The 12,353-nt window shown below is 72.1% G+C and carries 17 protein-coding genes; 10 read left to right on the top strand and 7 right to left on the bottom strand.

From position 1 onward, the window contains the following. Positions 1 to 95 precede the first annotated feature (95 nt). The gene (locus tag HAV40_RS22845) at positions 96 to 1,070 is read left to right on the top strand and encodes a sigma-70 family RNA polymerase sigma factor (protein WP_166384606.1); all 975 of its coding nucleotides are present in this window, start codon (positions 96 to 98) and stop codon (positions 1,068 to 1,070) included. Here HAV40_RS22845 and HAV40_RS22840 read toward each other — a convergent pair. Then, a complete protein-coding gene (locus HAV40_RS22840) occupies positions 957 to 1,379 on the bottom strand; it encodes an STAS domain-containing protein (RefSeq protein WP_166384506.1) in 423 nt (140 codons plus the stop codon). The genes HAV40_RS22845 and HAV40_RS22840 overlap by 114 nt on opposite strands. A gap of 258 nt (positions 1,380 to 1,637) precedes the next feature. Here HAV40_RS22840 and HAV40_RS22835 point away from each other — a divergent pair, with 258 nt between their 5' ends. Both HAV40_RS22835 and HAV40_RS22830 read left to right on the top strand, forming a co-directional pair. Next, positions 1,638 to 2,174: a dihydrofolate reductase family protein gene (locus tag HAV40_RS22835; RefSeq protein ID WP_166384505.1), complete on the top strand. Its 537-nt coding sequence runs from the start codon at positions 1,638 to 1,640 to the stop codon at positions 2,172 to 2,174. Between the two features lie 16 nt (positions 2,175 to 2,190). After that, positions 2,191 to 2,331 carry a hypothetical protein gene (locus HAV40_RS22830; protein WP_166384503.1) on the top strand — a complete coding sequence of 47 codons (141 nt, stop codon included), beginning with the start codon at positions 2,191 to 2,193 and terminating at the stop codon, positions 2,329 to 2,331. A 99-nt stretch (positions 2,332 to 2,430) separates the two neighbouring features. Here the strand turns inward: HAV40_RS22830 and HAV40_RS22825 are convergent, their stop codons facing one another. Further along, complete coding sequence (locus HAV40_RS22825) at positions 2,431 to 4,587, bottom strand: SulP family inorganic anion transporter (RefSeq protein WP_166384501.1); 2,157 nt, start codon at positions 4,585 to 4,587, stop codon at positions 2,431 to 2,433. An 80-nt stretch (positions 4,588 to 4,667) separates the two neighbouring features. Further along, positions 4,668 to 5,213 carry an ArsR/SmtB family transcription factor gene (locus tag HAV40_RS22820; protein ID WP_203672206.1) on the bottom strand — a complete coding sequence of 182 codons (546 nt, stop codon included), beginning with the start codon at positions 5,211 to 5,213 and terminating at the stop codon, positions 4,668 to 4,670. A gap of 57 nt (positions 5,214 to 5,270) precedes the next feature. On the opposite strand from HAV40_RS22820, the gene HAV40_RS22815 reads away from it, so the two are divergent. Next, positions 5,271 to 6,227 (top strand): S41 family peptidase, encoded by a 957-nt coding sequence (locus tag HAV40_RS22815; protein ID WP_166384499.1) that lies wholly within the window; start codon positions 5,271 to 5,273, stop codon positions 6,225 to 6,227. Positions 6,228 to 6,283: 56 nt separating this feature from the next. Here HAV40_RS22815 and HAV40_RS22810 read toward each other — a convergent pair whose 3' ends face one another. Beyond that, positions 6,284 to 7,144, bottom strand: a complete 861-nt coding sequence (locus tag HAV40_RS22810; protein WP_166384497.1) for a phosphotransferase family protein — start codon at positions 7,142 to 7,144, stop codon at positions 6,284 to 6,286. 5 nt (positions 7,145 to 7,149) lie between these two features. After that, entirely contained in the window at positions 7,150 to 7,365 is a 216-nt protein-coding gene (locus tag HAV40_RS22805; protein WP_166384495.1) for a winged helix-turn-helix domain-containing protein, read from the bottom strand. Positions 7,366 to 7,652: 287 nt separating this feature from the next. Here HAV40_RS22805 and HAV40_RS22800 point away from each other — a divergent pair, with 287 nt between their 5' ends. Both HAV40_RS22800 and HAV40_RS22795 read left to right on the top strand, forming a co-directional pair. Then, on the top strand, positions 7,653 to 7,826 hold the full coding sequence (locus HAV40_RS22800; protein WP_166384493.1) for a hypothetical protein: 174 nt from the start codon (positions 7,653 to 7,655) through the stop codon (positions 7,824 to 7,826). 17 nt (positions 7,827 to 7,843) lie between these two features. After that, positions 7,844 to 8,200 (top strand): hypothetical protein, encoded by a 357-nt coding sequence (locus HAV40_RS22795; protein ID WP_166384491.1) that lies wholly within the window; start codon positions 7,844 to 7,846, stop codon positions 8,198 to 8,200. 1 nt (position 8,201) lies between these two features. On the opposite strand, the gene HAV40_RS22790 is transcribed toward HAV40_RS22795, so the two are convergent. After that, complete coding sequence (locus tag HAV40_RS22790) at positions 8,202 to 9,734, bottom strand: aldehyde dehydrogenase family protein (protein WP_166384489.1); 1,533 nt, start codon at positions 9,732 to 9,734, stop codon at positions 8,202 to 8,204. Positions 9,735 to 9,810: 76 nt separating this feature from the next. Here HAV40_RS22790 and HAV40_RS22785 point away from each other — a divergent pair, with 76 nt between their 5' ends. The 4 genes from HAV40_RS22785 (at position 9,811) to HAV40_RS22770 (ending at position 11,883) form a co-directional block, all read left to right on the top strand. Beyond that, on the top strand, positions 9,811 to 10,179 hold the full coding sequence (locus HAV40_RS22785; protein WP_166384487.1) for a VOC family protein: 369 nt from the start codon (positions 9,811 to 9,813) through the stop codon (positions 10,177 to 10,179). Next, the gene (locus HAV40_RS22780) at positions 10,176 to 10,805 is read left to right on the top strand and encodes a 2'-5' RNA ligase family protein (protein WP_166384485.1); all 630 of its coding nucleotides are present in this window, start codon (positions 10,176 to 10,178) and stop codon (positions 10,803 to 10,805) included. The genes HAV40_RS22785 and HAV40_RS22780 overlap by 4 nt, the downstream gene beginning before the upstream one ends. Before the next feature lie 84 nt (positions 10,806 to 10,889). After that, the gene (locus tag HAV40_RS22775; protein WP_166384483.1) at positions 10,890 to 11,321 is read left to right on the top strand and encodes a hypothetical protein; all 432 of its coding nucleotides are present in this window, start codon (positions 10,890 to 10,892) and stop codon (positions 11,319 to 11,321) included. A 37-nt stretch (positions 11,322 to 11,358) separates the two neighbouring features. Next, on the top strand, positions 11,359 to 11,883 hold the full coding sequence (locus HAV40_RS22770) for a hypothetical protein (RefSeq protein WP_166384482.1): 525 nt from the start codon (positions 11,359 to 11,361) through the stop codon (positions 11,881 to 11,883). A 12-nt stretch (positions 11,884 to 11,895) separates the two neighbouring features. Here the strand turns inward: HAV40_RS22770 and HAV40_RS22765 are convergent, their stop codons facing one another. Beyond that, positions 11,896 to 12,351, bottom strand: coding sequence for an SRPBCC family protein (locus HAV40_RS22765; protein ID WP_166384480.1), 456 nt, complete (start codon positions 12,349 to 12,351; stop codon positions 11,896 to 11,898). Between the last annotated feature and the right edge of the window lie 2 nt (positions 12,352 to 12,353).

Raw genomic sequence — 12,353 nt, 5'->3', positions numbered from 1 at the left:
CCGGCCGTACGCACACCCGCAACCGGTCCGCCGTCACCCCGTCTCGGCGACGGTTGTTGTCGGGCGGCGGGTGTAGGTTCGCGGGCGTGGAGGAGATGCTCGAGGCGCACCGGCGGGAACTGACCGCCTACTGCTACCGCATGCTCGGTTCGGCGTTCGAGGCCGAGGACGCGGTGCAGGAGACGCTGATCCGCGCCTGGAAGGGCTACGACCAGTTCGAAGGCCGCTCCGCGGTCCGCTCGTGGCTGTATCGCATCGCCACCAACGTGTGCCTGGACATGCTCGGCAGCGCGCAGCGCCGGGCCCGCCCGATGGACCTGGCCTCGGCCGGTGCGCCCGAGCGGGTCACCAGCGCGCCGGTGCCGCTGGCCGAGTCGGTGTGGGTCGGCCCCGCGCCCGACGACCGGCTGCTGCCCGACACCGCCGACCCGGCGGACCTGACCGTCGCCCGCGAGTCGGTCCGGCTCGCGTTCGTCGCGGCGCTGCAGCACCTGGCGCCCAAGCAGCGCGCGGTGCTGATCCTGCGCGAGGTGCTGGCGTGGAGCGCCGCCGAGACCGCCGAACTGCTCGGCCTGACCGTCGCCTCGGTCAACAGCGCCCTGCAGCGGGCCCGGGCCAGCCTGAGCGCGGTCAGCGCCACCGACGCCGACGTACTCGTGCCCACCGACGCCGATCAGGCCGCCCTGCTCGCGCGGTACGTGGAGGCGTTCGAGCGCTACGACCTCGACGCCCTCGCCACGCTGCTGCACGAGGACGCGACGCTGTCCATGCCGCCGCTGGACCTCTGGTTCCGGGGGATCGGCGACATCAGCGCCTGGATGCTCGGCCTCGGCTCCGGCTGCCGCAGCTCGCGGCTGGTGCCCGTCGCCGCCAACGGCCTGCCCGCCTTCGGGCAGTACCGGCCGACCGAGGACCCGGACCGGCACGATCCGTGGGCGCTCATCGTCCTGGAGATCTCAGCCGGACGGATCGCCGGGGTCAACAACTTCCTCGACACCGAGCGGCTGTTCCCGCTGTTCGGCCTGCCCCCCGTGCTCGTGCGGGGCCGGGAGGCCGAACTCGTCGGCTGAGCCGTCCGGGTGCGACGGCAGCACGCTGCGCAGGCCGGTCAGCTCCAGCAGCAGCCGCAGGTGCGGTCCGGCCCGCCACAACCGCAGCGTGCCCCCGGCCCGGCCGGTGTGCAGGCGCAGCCGGGCCAGCACGTCCAGCCCCGCCAGGTCCGGCCGGGCCAGCCCGGCGACGTCGCAGAGCACCACCAGCTCGCGGCCCGCCGGCACGTCGCGGTGGGCGTCGTCGACCCGGGCGCACAGCGCCGCAAGGTCCCCCGCCCCCAGCGAAGGACCGAGGACCAGCACCGCGTACGACTCCCGCTCGCGCACCGCTCGCCTCCTTGACGGCGCACCCGCCCGCCGCCGGACGCGAGCCGGGCACGGGGCACCTCGCCAGATAGGACGATCGGCGACGCCTCGATTCATCGCAGCCTAGCCGTGTCCCCGTCATCGCAGTTCAGCGCCGTTTTACGCAGCCGACAAATTTTTCTTCCCGGAACCGATGAGTTTCCGGACGCTGCTTCGTCTGAGTTGGTGAGACAGCAGCCGCGCCACCGGGGCGCGGCGCTGACATCGCTGGAGGACATCATGCGGAAGATCGTCGCTGGGCTGTTCGTGTCGCTGGACGGCGTCGTCCAGGACCCCCACACCTGGCACTTCCCCTACTTCGACGACGCCATGGGCGCCGCCGTCGGCGCGCTGATGGAAGGCTCGGACGTGATGCTGCTGGGCCGCACCACCTACGACGGCTTCGCCGCGTACTGGCCGCAGAGCGAGGACGACTTCGCGGCCGTCATGAACGGCAAGCGCAAGGTCGTCGTGTCCAGCACCCTGCAGGACCCGACCTGGGAGAACACCACCGTCGTACGCGACCTCGACGAGCTGCGCGCCCTCAAGGCCGAGCCCGGCACGAACCTCGGCATCACCGGCAGCGTCGTGCTGGTGCGCTCGCTGCTGCGGGCCGGCCTGCTCGACGAGTTGCACCTGCTGATCCACCCGATCGTGGTCGGCCACGGCCAGCGCCTGTTCGACGACGGCGAGACGGTGCCGCTGACCCTGCTGTCGTCCGAGACGTTCAAGACCGGCGTGATCAACGCGGTGTACGCCCCTGCCACCGAAGCCTGAGCCGGAGAACCGGACCATGAGCGAGAAGACCATCGCCGCGAAGCTGCCGACCAAGCCGAACACCAGTTACTGGACCGCGACCGACGAGCAGCCGGCGCTGCGATTTCGCGCGAACAAGCCGGGCGGGGTGCCGTTCACCAGCGGCGCGACGGCCTGACCCGCACGACGCAGCGGGCCGGTGCGGGCACCGCGGAATGTCTCCGCGATGCCCGCACCGGCCCGGCGTGGTGTCAGCCCGCCGTGGACCGGCGGACGGTCACGAGATCGAGACGGGCGTGAACCTGCTGTGCGTCGGGTCGAGCAGGTGGATGCGGCTGGTGGCGATGTCGAAGTACATGCCGACCAGTTCCAGCCGTCCGTCCCGGACGCGCTCGGCCACCGCTGGATAGGTCATCAGGTTCTCCAGTTGCTGGACCACGTTCTGCTGGCAGAGCCGGGTCAGGTGGTCGCCGTCGCCTTCGGGCAGGCCGCCCCGGTGCAGGCTCGGCTGGGCGTGGCGCAGCCACCGGCGCAGGTCCGGCATCGGCGTCGCACTGGTCGCCGGGCGCAGCAGCGCGGCCAGCGCCCCGCAGCCCGAGTGCCCGCACACGGTGATGGTGCGCACCTGGAGCACGTGCAGCGCGAAGTCCATCGCCGCCTGCACGCTGCCGTCGTGATCGCCGTCGTCGTGCCTTGGCACCAGGTTGCCGACGTTGCGCACGGTGAACAGGTCACCGGGCCCGGTCGACGTGATCATGCTGGTCACGATGCGCGAGTCGGCGCAGGTGATGAACAGCTGCGTCGGCTGCTGGCCGGTGCGGGCCAGCTCGGCCAGCAGCGGCCCGACCCGGCGCGCGCCGTGCCGGTGGAACAGCCGCGCGCCTCGGGCCAGGCGCTCACGGGCCCCGTGCGGCACCGCCCGGTGTACGCGGGGCAGCAGCCACGCCGTCGGGTGGACCTTGCGGGCGGGCGAGCGGCGGCCGGTGATCGCGTCGGCGTACCAGTTGTGGTGCAGTTCGTGCACCTCGACGCTGCCCCCGCCGCGCTCGTGCGCGGTGCGCCAGTCGTGTAGCGCGGTGACCGCGGCGTGGTCCATGAAGTCGGCGTTGAGCTCGACGCCGACGGCGACCCCGGTAGGCACCTGGGCCAGTGACCGGGTCAGCTGCGGCACGGCCAGGAAGGTCAGCGAGCCCTCGATGGCGACGTGCCAGCCGTGCTCGTCGGCGTACGCGCGCACGGTCGCGTGGGTGAGCCGCCAGATCGACAGCAGCAGCGCGCACCCCATGCCGACCAGCACCCCCTCGAACAGGCCGAGCACCACCACCGACAGCATCGTCAGCACGTACACCGGCATCTCGCGGTGCTGGTGGACCTGCTGGGCGTGGGTCAGGTTGACCATCTGCACGCCGGTGTAGACCAGCAGCGCCGCGAGCGCGGGCAGCGGGATCAGCTCGATCACCGGAGCGGCGGCGAGCACCAGCACCAGGATCCACACGCCGTGCAGCACCGTCGACAGCCGCGACCGGCCACCGGCCTTGACGTTGGTCGTCGAGCGCACGATCACCCCGGCGACCGGCAGCCCGCCGAGCGCCCCGGCGACGATGTTGGCCGCGCCCTGCCCGGCCAGCTCGCGGTCCAGGTTGACCCGCGGGCCGTCGTGCATCCGGTCCACCGCGACCGCGCACAGCAGCGACTCGACGCTGGCGACCAGTGCCACCGCACCCACCGCTGCCAGGAACACCGACGGCGACGCGTCGGGCCAGACCGGGCCCATGTCCAGGGCGAGGATGTCGTCCGGGATGTCCACCCGCTGCAGATCCCACCCCGTGGCGGCCGCGACGGCGGTGCCGATGACGATCGCCGCGAGCGGCGCGGGCACGATCCCCGCGATGCTCGGCACCGCCCGCCAGCCCCACAGCACGACCAGGGTGAGCACGCCGACGAAGACCGCCGGGGTGTGGTTGTGCAGCAACTCGGCGGGCAGCTCCCGCAGGTTGGCCAGCGCCGAGGCCTGCGGGGCGTCGCCCAGCAGCACGTGCACCTGGGACAGGACGATCACGACGCCGACCCCGGCCAGCATCCCGTGCACGATCGCGGGCGAGACGGCAAGCGCGGCCCGCGCCACCCGTGACGCGCCCAGCCCCAGTTGCAGCACCCCCGCCGCGACGGTGATCGCGCAGGCCCCCCGCCAGCCGAAGGTGGCCACGGTCTGCGCCACGATCAGCGTCAACCCGGCCGCCGGGCCGCTGACCTGCACCACCGACCCGCCCAGCGCACCGGCCACGATCCCGCCGATCACCGCGCTGATCAACCCCGCCAACACCGGGGCGCCCGACGCCACCGCGATACCCAGCGACAGCGGCAGCGCTACCAGCACCACCACCAGGGACGCGGGCACGTCCGTCCGCAACCGCTCACGCCATTGTGCGCTCATGTAGACGACCACCTCTCCTTACGCGCTTTGCCCTCCTCAACTGCCGCAAGCTGAGAAAACGCTGATGAAGAGATCGTCGATCAATCCGAGGGGCCGTCCGGATCGTGCGGTCGGTAGAGGCCCAGCAGCAGGCCATACCGTATGCCGTCGTCTTCGGCGTCAGGAGTGTCCTCGGCCAGGGCGGTCAGCGTGGCGGTGAGTTCGCGGACCTGCTCGGCGGTCAGCCGCAGGTGCCGCAGCACCAGGAACGGGTCCGGCGCGGCGGCGGCGATCTCCGCGCCGAGCGCCTGGAACGCGACCGCGGTGTTCTCGGCGGCGCCGGGGCCGGTGTAGTGCAGGGCGCGGGCCGGGCGGGCGTAGTACTGCTCGGTGCCGCCGCGCACGGTGCGGGTGCCCGCGGGCCGCACCAACCCGGCCTCGACGAGCACCTTCAGGTGGTGCGCCACATTGCCCTTGTTGGTACGCAGCACCGCCGCGAGCCGGCTGATCGTCGCCGGACGCTCCAGCGCGAACAGCAGCCGGTGCCGCATCGGGTGCGCGAGGGCCCTGTAGTGCTCCGGGCCGTTCACCTGCATGACCGCCGGGTCCTCGGATGCGGCGGCGGGCGTCTCGTCGGGCGATGTCATGCGTCAAGCGTCAAGAACTCTTGACGCTTTGTCAAGCGGCGTGCTTCCCTGAACGGCATGCAGACCCCTGAGGTGACCGAGATCGTCGACCGACTGCGGACCCTGGTGCAGGAGCGCTACGTCTTCCCCGACGCCGCCGCCGACATCGCCGCGCGGCTGGCCGCCCACCGCGACGGCTACCCCGCCGACCCGGCCGCGCTCGCCGCCGCGGTCACCGCCGACCTGCAGTCCGTCAACGGCGACAAGCACCTGCGCCTGCTCCACCACACCGAACCCCAGCCGGAGCAGGTCCCCGGCGACGACGCGGCCGAGTACGCGGCGATGGCGCAGTGGGCCGAGCGCACCTGCGGCGGCGTCGCCACGGCGCGCCGCCTGCCCGGCGATGTCGGGCTGCTGGAGATCACGCCGGTGCTGTTCCCGGCGGTGCTCGTCGGTGACGTGTATGCCGCCGCGTTCACGCTGCTCGCACCCGTGCAGGCACTGATCGTGGACCTGCGCGGCTGCCTGGGCGGTGAGCCGTCGGCGGTCAACCTGTTCTTCAGCTACCTGTGGGACCACGAGCCGGTGCAGATCACGGGCATGTACGAGCGGGCCACCGACCAGGTACGCCAGTCGTGGACCTCGGCCCACGTGCCCGGTGGCCGGTACGGGCGGGAGCGGCCGCTGTATGTGCTGACCAGCGGGAAGACGTTCTCCGGGGGCGAGGCGCTGGCGTACGACGTGCAGCAGACCGGGCGGGGCACCGTCGTCGGCGAGCAGACCCGCGGCGGCGCGCACCCGCGCGAGGGCTTCCGCCTGCACCCGCACCTGGAGGCGACGATCTCGGTGGCCCGCGCGGTCAACCCTGTCTCCGGCACGAACTGGGAGACCGTCGGCGTCACCCCGGACGTGCCCGTCGCGGCCGCCGACGCGCTGTCGACGGCATACCGGGCGGCCCTCGAACAGCTCGCCGCCCAGGACGGCCCGCCCGCCGCCGAAGCCCGCACCGCCCTCGACGCAGGCGCACCGCTCTGACAGGCGAAGGAAGGGCACCTTCACATCGCTAGGCGTTGTGGAAGGTGCCCTTCCTTTCACAGCAGGCGTTCCAGGTAGGACTCCATGACGGGGAGCGGGGCGGCGTGCGGGCCCTCCCACTCCATGTCCAGGAAGGCGAGCAGGTCGGCGGCCGGGTCGTGGCCGTCGAGCAGCGGGAGCAGGGCGTCGGCGGCGTCGGGGCCGTGCGCGATGAGCAGGTTGACGCGCAGGTAGCCGAAGTCGTAGCCGGGCAGGCCACGGGACGCGTTGGTCCAGTCGACGATGCCGGTGAGGCGGCCGTCGCGCCACAGCGTGTTACCCGGATGGTAGTCGCGGTGGAGCAGAGTGGACCGGGCCGGCGGACCGATCGCGGCACCGGCCGTGAACGCCCGTTCCCACAGCTCCGGCCGCGTGCTGGCCCGGGGCGGCTCCGCCTCCTCGAGCATGACGTACGGCTCCCACGGGGCGACCTGCGTGCCGTCGACCGCGTGCACGGCGCGGGCCGCGTCGACGAGCTGGCGCAGCATGGCGGCCGACGGGGGCGGTTCGGTGGCCGCGCGGTGGGTGGCGCTCGGCAGCATGGAGCCGGGCAGCCAGGTCATCAGCAGGGCGGGGAAGTCGGTCTGATCGCCCGCCGGGTCCACCGCGACGACCTCGGGGACGGGCAAGCCCGTGTCGGCAAGGGCGGTGAGCGCCGCGACCTCGTTGGCCGGGGTGAACCACGGGTCCTCGACCTGCCAGCCGGGACGGCACCAGCGGCGCAGGGCGTACCGCCGCCCATCGGTGGTGTCGACGGCGCTGATGGCGTGCGCGATCCCGCCGACCAGCGGAGTCACAGCGGCGACCGGCACACCGAGAACACGCCGCAGCCAGTGCAGCGTGGCGGGTGTGGGCGGCGGATACGCGTTCGCAGTCATGGCGACTATGGGACGAAGTAGCCGATGCCCTGGTGCGAGGTCAGTTCACCGCTCGCCTTGAGGCGGTCGAGGGCGTTGCGCACACTGCCCAGGCTGCATCCATAGTGCTCCCTGAGCGCGGGCAGGCTTGGCAGCTGATCACCGGACTTGAGCTCTCCGGCCGCGATCTGGCGTCGGATGTCGGCGATGATGTTGGCAGCGTACGGCGGGCTGATGGGCATGGATGTACTCCTGGCAGGTCGGCCCCGCCATCAAATCACCGACTGAGGTCAGCCGTCTACTAGCACTGCCAACACTGATCACAGAGTTGTGGTTGACACTGCTAGCAGTGTTAGCAGAAACTGAGGACGGTGTCTGGCAGGTCGGCAAACTCGCCAGCAGCACGAGCCTTCCCCCAGAGGTCGGCTCAACGGGTGGCCTCCCATGGCAAACCACCCGTAATCAGCGCCCCGCCGCCTCGACAGAGTTACGGTGCGGCGGGGCGCCCAGCGGACGCGTGGAGGGCACCATGCAACGGCAGCGGCTTCCGCGACCCAGCTGGGCCGACGAACGAGCACGGGAGTTGACTCCCGCGGATCTCGTCGCCCGGGACTTCTCCCAGTTGGTCGCTTGGAACAGGTCGACCAGCGTCGTCCGCGCGGTGCTGGCGCGCCTGCGCACCGACCTCGGCGGCGAGACATGAGAGCACCGTCGTTCTGGGTGCTTGCCGACGGCGCCGGCGTGCGGCTGGGCGACATCGTGGCCACCGAGGACGGCGAGGGTCCGATCGTCGCCGTGACCGCCACCGGCTACCCGATCATCGAGGTGACCTCGGGCCGCCGCACCGGCAGCCGGCCAGCCGTTCGACATCATCGCCCTGGTCCGGCGCCCCGCGCCGAAGGACTGAGGACAAGCCTCGCCGGACCCGGCCACGATGATCGCTGTTTCGGGTCAAAACCTCGGGTGGAACCGCAGGTTTTGACCCGAAACAGCGATCATCGTCGGGAGCCGCCGCGCGGAGGGTCCCACGGTCAGCGGCGAGCGATCATGGCCGGGCTCGGCGCGCAGGTCGGGTGAGTCAGAGGCGGAAGGTCAGGTCGGCGGGGAGGACGGCTACCTCGATCTGGGCTTTTTGGAGGCGGCCGGAGTAGTCCCAGTTCAGGGCCTGCCAGCGGGTGAACTGGTCGAGCACCCACATGCCGGACTGGCGGCTGCCGTTGCCGGAGCGGCCGTTGCCGCCGAACGGCAGGTGCGCCTCCGCGCCGGAGGTCGAGTTGTTCACGCTGACCATGCCCGCGCCGATGCCGCGCCGGAACGCGAACGCCTTCTTCGGGTCGGTGGTGTAGATCGCGCTGGACAGGCCGTAGCCGGGGGCGTTGGCCAGCGCGATCGCCTCGTCGAGGGTGCCGTAGCTGGTCACGCCGACCAGCGGCCCGAACGTCTCGTGGTCGAACAGGTCGTCGCCGGGACGTACCCCGTCGACGATCACCGGGTGGTAGAACAGCCCGGCCGCCGGGTCGCCGACGAACCCGGCCCGCGGGTTGTCCGCCGTGATCCGCCCGACCGCGCCGAGCACCCGGTGCCCACCGGAGATCCACCCCAGATACTTCTCGTACGCCGCCGCGAAGCGCTCGTCGAGCATCGGCCCGTACAGCACGTCCCGGGTCGGATCGCCGACCGCGGCGGCGGCCGTCGCCGCGGCGAAGCGGCGCAGGAACTCCCCGTGCACCGACTCGTGCACGATCGCCGTGCCCAGCGACGTGCAGCGCTGCCCGGCGGTGCCGAATCCGGCGAACAGCGCGCCCTCCACGGCCAGGTCCAGATCGGCGTCCTCGGTGACGACCATCGGGTTCTTGCCGCCCAGCTCCAGGCACGGGCTCTGCAGGTGGCGGCCGCACAGTGCGCCGATGGCCCGGCCGACCTCGGTGGAGCCGGTGAAGCCGACCTTCTGCACCAGTCCCTCGTCCAGGGCCTGGGACAGGCCGTTGAAGGTCTCCGTCCCGTCGGCGTGCACCAGGTTGAGCACCCCGGCGGGCAGTCCGGCTGAGACGAACAGCTGGTAGAGGGCGTCGGCGCTGGCCGCGGCGTACAGGGCGGGCTTCCAGACGACGGTGTTGCCGCACAGCAGCGCGGGCACCAGGTACCAGGACGGCACGGCGACCGGGAAGTTGCCCGCCGTGATGATCATCGCGGTGCCGACCGGTTCACGGAACGTGAACAGCTGCTTGTCGGGCATCTCCGAGGGCACGGTCTGGCCGTAGAGGCGGCGGCCCTCGCCGAGGAAGAACCGGCAGGTGTCGACGATCTCCTGGACCTCGCCCCGGGACTCGGCCAGCGGCTTGCCGATCTCGCGGGTGACCAGCCGCGCCAGGGCCTCGGCATTGGCTTCGACCAGGGCGCCGATGTTCGCGATGACCTGGCCGCGGACCGGCGCGGGCACGTCGGCCCAGGCGCGCTGGGCGGCATGTGCCGACCGGGCGGCCGCGGTGACCGTGGCCGGATCGGCGAGCACCACCTGCGCCACCACGTCGTCCAGGTGGGCGGGATTGCGGCTGTCCAGCACCCGGGATCCGGCCGCAACCGGTGAGCCGTCGACGATCGAACGAAGCATGCCAGCATCATGGCCCCTGCGGGCAGCGTGCGCCAAGGTTCGGTGGGGTGCCCGCCAGCCGTGGCAGAATGTCCGAATGCAGCGAGTAACAGGTATCGGCGGCGTCTTCCTCCGCGCCCGCGATGCCGAAGCCCTGCGGGCCTGGTACGCCACCCACCTCGGCATCGATGTCAGCGAATGGGGTGGGCATACTTTCCGCTGGCACGCGGGAGGCACCACGACCTGGACCGTCCTGGAGAAGGACAACGACTACATCGTCGACCCCGACCAGCCGTACATGATGAACTTCCGGGTGGACGATCTGGACGCCATGCTCGCCCAGCTGCGGACCGCCGGGGTCAGGGTCGCCGAGGAGGTCGAGGACGGGGAGTACGGGCGGTTCGGCTGGGCGTACGACGGCGAGGACAACCGCTTCGAACTGTGGCAGCCGCCGCGCGGCCGGTGAAACGCTTCCTCACCGGCGACCGGGTCTGGCCTCCCGGTTGGACCCGGCTGCACGTCTACCTGCTGCCCGAGCTGGAGCAGAACCAGGACCTGGCCCGGCTTGTACGCGACTGGCGGGCGGCCATGGCCCCGTTCGGCTTCCTCGCCCCCGTGCCCGACCCGTGGCTGCACGTCACCGTCCAGCCGGTGATGGGCATCCCCGCCGCCGAGATCAGCCCCGGTGAACGTGCCAAGCTGACCGCCCTGCTCACCGAGGCGCTGGCCGACGTGCCCGCGTTCACGCTGACCGCCGGCTGCGCGCTGGCCAGCGTGTCCGTCGTGCTCGCCGACCTGGACGGCGACCTGCCCGGCGAACCCCTGCACACGGTGCACGCCCGCACCCGTACCGCGATCTCCGATGTGCTCGGCTCCGAGGCCGTCGCCTACCAGGCCATGCCGGGGCATATGACGATCGCCTACGCCACCGGCTCGGGCGACTCCGGGCGGGTCCAGGCGGCCCTGCGCCAGGTGCGCCCCGCCCACGCCGCGCTGACCGTACGCGAGGTGCACCTGCTCGACGTCACCCAGGACACCCGCGCGGCCGTGTACCGGTGGACGCCGGTGGCCCGGATTCCGCTGCGAACCTGATATGCGCACGTCAGGTGCCGTTTCACCGTCACTGACGTGGGATGAGCCGCGACAGCGGACCCCGGCACGTGCCATCATCGCGACATGCTCGAGCAGTGGCGCACCATCGCGGACCTGGACGCGGCACGGCAACGCTTCGAGGCGGCGATCCCCGGCTGGCAGCCACCGGCCGCGTTCGGGGTCGCCCGGCTCGTCGCCGGACGGCCCGTGTTCGCCCGGGTCGCGGTCGGCGACGGCTTCCTACCGGCCGTCGTGCTGGCCAGCGTATGCGGGCACGCCAGCGGCTCGGCGTCCTACTCGCTCACCCCGGCCGACCTGGACCGCGTGATCGCGCTGCTGACCCCGGCCGTGGCCTGCACCGACCTGCCGCACCCCAACCTGCACGCCTGGCGGGGGCTGCGCCAGCAGCTCAGCCTCGGCGAGGACGCGCTGGCGGTGTTCGCCGCCGACCTGTCCACGCCGTCGGAGAACCCTCACGTGACCGCGATGCTCGAACAGGCCGCCGTCGCACGGTGACGGAACCCGCAGGGGGTCCGTCCACGTCGGAGGCGGCATGAAACCACGCGCCGCGATCCTCCTCGTCCTGGCCTCCCTCGTCACGAGCCTCGTCGTGGTCCTGTCCCCCGCCGACCCGGCCTGGGCCTGCTCCTGCGTGTACAACCCGGTCGAGCAGGATGAGCGGGCCGAACGCACGGTCAACGGCACCGTGACGGAGGTGACCGACACCGCCATCCGGCTCGCGGTCGACACCGTGACCAAGGGCGACGCCAAGGTCGGCGACACGCTCACCCTGCGCGTGGCACGCAGCGAGGCGAGCTGCGGCTACGAGTTCCGGGTGGGCGCTCGATACCGGGTGAACGCGAACAGGAACGAGACCGGCCTGTGCATAGGCGCCTACCCGCTGGCCGCCATGCCGCCCGCGCCCGCCGCGACGACCGCCGTCCCCGTGGCGGCGCCGATGATGACGCCCGCATTCGATCGTCCGAGCCCCTGGTGGTTCGTGCCCGGTGCGCTGCTGCTCGTCGCCGCCGGGCTGATCACGCTGTCCCTGCGCGGCCGCCGGGGATCAGCCGGGTAGCACCGGCCGCGTTCAGCGGGCCATACGGCGGGTCAGCTCGGCCGCGCGGTGCAGCTGCACGGAGCGCGCCTGGCCGGTGACGAACCCGCGCATCGGCGCGGCCATGGTGATCTCCATCTGGTCGTCGATCGTCGCGCCGGCACCGTCGGGCGTGAGCCGCACGGTCCACTCCAGCCGCACCCCACCCGGGCTGACCACGCTCTGGCGCAGCGCCGTGCCGGGTGCGACCACGCGCATGCGTACCCGGATCAGGTTGTCCCAGTGCAGCACCTTGAGGAACCGGAAGCGCTCGACCGCGACGTAGTCCGTCACCGGCTCGCCCCGCTCGCCGGTGCCGGGCCGTACGTCGCGCACCGCCACGATCAGCGGCGACAGGCCGATGTAGTTCTCCGGCGCGGTCAGGTGGGCGAAGACGGTCTCCGGAGCGGAGTCGACGTGCCAGGAGTGGGCGAGGTGTGCGACGGCCATCG

Origin of the sequence: Catellatospora methionotrophica (assembly GCF_011297335.1) — a bacterium.
In the GTDB taxonomy this organism is placed as follows: domain Bacteria; phylum Actinomycetota; class Actinomycetes; order Mycobacteriales; family Micromonosporaceae; genus Catellatospora; species Catellatospora methionotrophica.
Note: the sequence above shows the minus strand (reverse complement) of the source record. Positions and strands in the feature narration are given on the sequence as shown.

Coding starts and splice junctions, on each gene's coding strand:
- HAV40_RS22810 (WP_166384497.1), bottom strand. CDS start 7,144: ATGACTGCGAACGCGTATCCGCCGCCCACACCCGCCACGCTGCACTGG.
- HAV40_RS22770 (WP_166384482.1), top strand. CDS start 11,359: ATGAAACCACGCGCCGCGATCCTCCTCGTCCTGGCCTCCCTCGTCACG.
- HAV40_RS22845 (WP_166384606.1), top strand. CDS start 96: ATGCTCGAGGCGCACCGGCGGGAACTGACCGCCTACTGCTACCGCATG.
- HAV40_RS22790 (WP_166384489.1), bottom strand. CDS start 9,734: ATGCTTCGTTCGATCGTCGACGGCTCACCGGTTGCGGCCGGATCCCGG.
- HAV40_RS22835 (WP_166384505.1), top strand. CDS start 1,638: ATGCGGAAGATCGTCGCTGGGCTGTTCGTGTCGCTGGACGGCGTCGTC.
- HAV40_RS22805 (WP_166384495.1), bottom strand. CDS start 7,365: ATGCCCATCAGCCCGCCGTACGCTGCCAACATCATCGCCGACATCCGA.
- HAV40_RS22815 (WP_166384499.1), top strand. CDS start 5,271: ATGCAGACCCCTGAGGTGACCGAGATCGTCGACCGACTGCGGACCCTG.
- HAV40_RS22825 (WP_166384501.1), bottom strand. CDS start 4,587: ATGAGCGCACAATGGCGTGAGCGGTTGCGGACGGACGTGCCCGCGTCC.
- HAV40_RS22765 (WP_166384480.1), bottom strand. CDS start 12,351: ATGGCCGTCGCACACCTCGCCCACTCCTGGCACGTCGACTCCGCTCCG.
- HAV40_RS22820 (WP_203672206.1), bottom strand. CDS start 5,213: ATGACATCGCCCGACGAGACGCCCGCCGCCGCATCCGAGGACCCGGCG.
- HAV40_RS22785 (WP_166384487.1), top strand. CDS start 9,811: ATGCAGCGAGTAACAGGTATCGGCGGCGTCTTCCTCCGCGCCCGCGAT.
- HAV40_RS22800 (WP_166384493.1), top strand. CDS start 7,653: ATGCAACGGCAGCGGCTTCCGCGACCCAGCTGGGCCGACGAACGAGCA.
- HAV40_RS22830 (WP_166384503.1), top strand. CDS start 2,191: ATGAGCGAGAAGACCATCGCCGCGAAGCTGCCGACCAAGCCGAACACC.
- HAV40_RS22775 (WP_166384483.1), top strand. CDS start 10,890: ATGCTCGAGCAGTGGCGCACCATCGCGGACCTGGACGCGGCACGGCAA.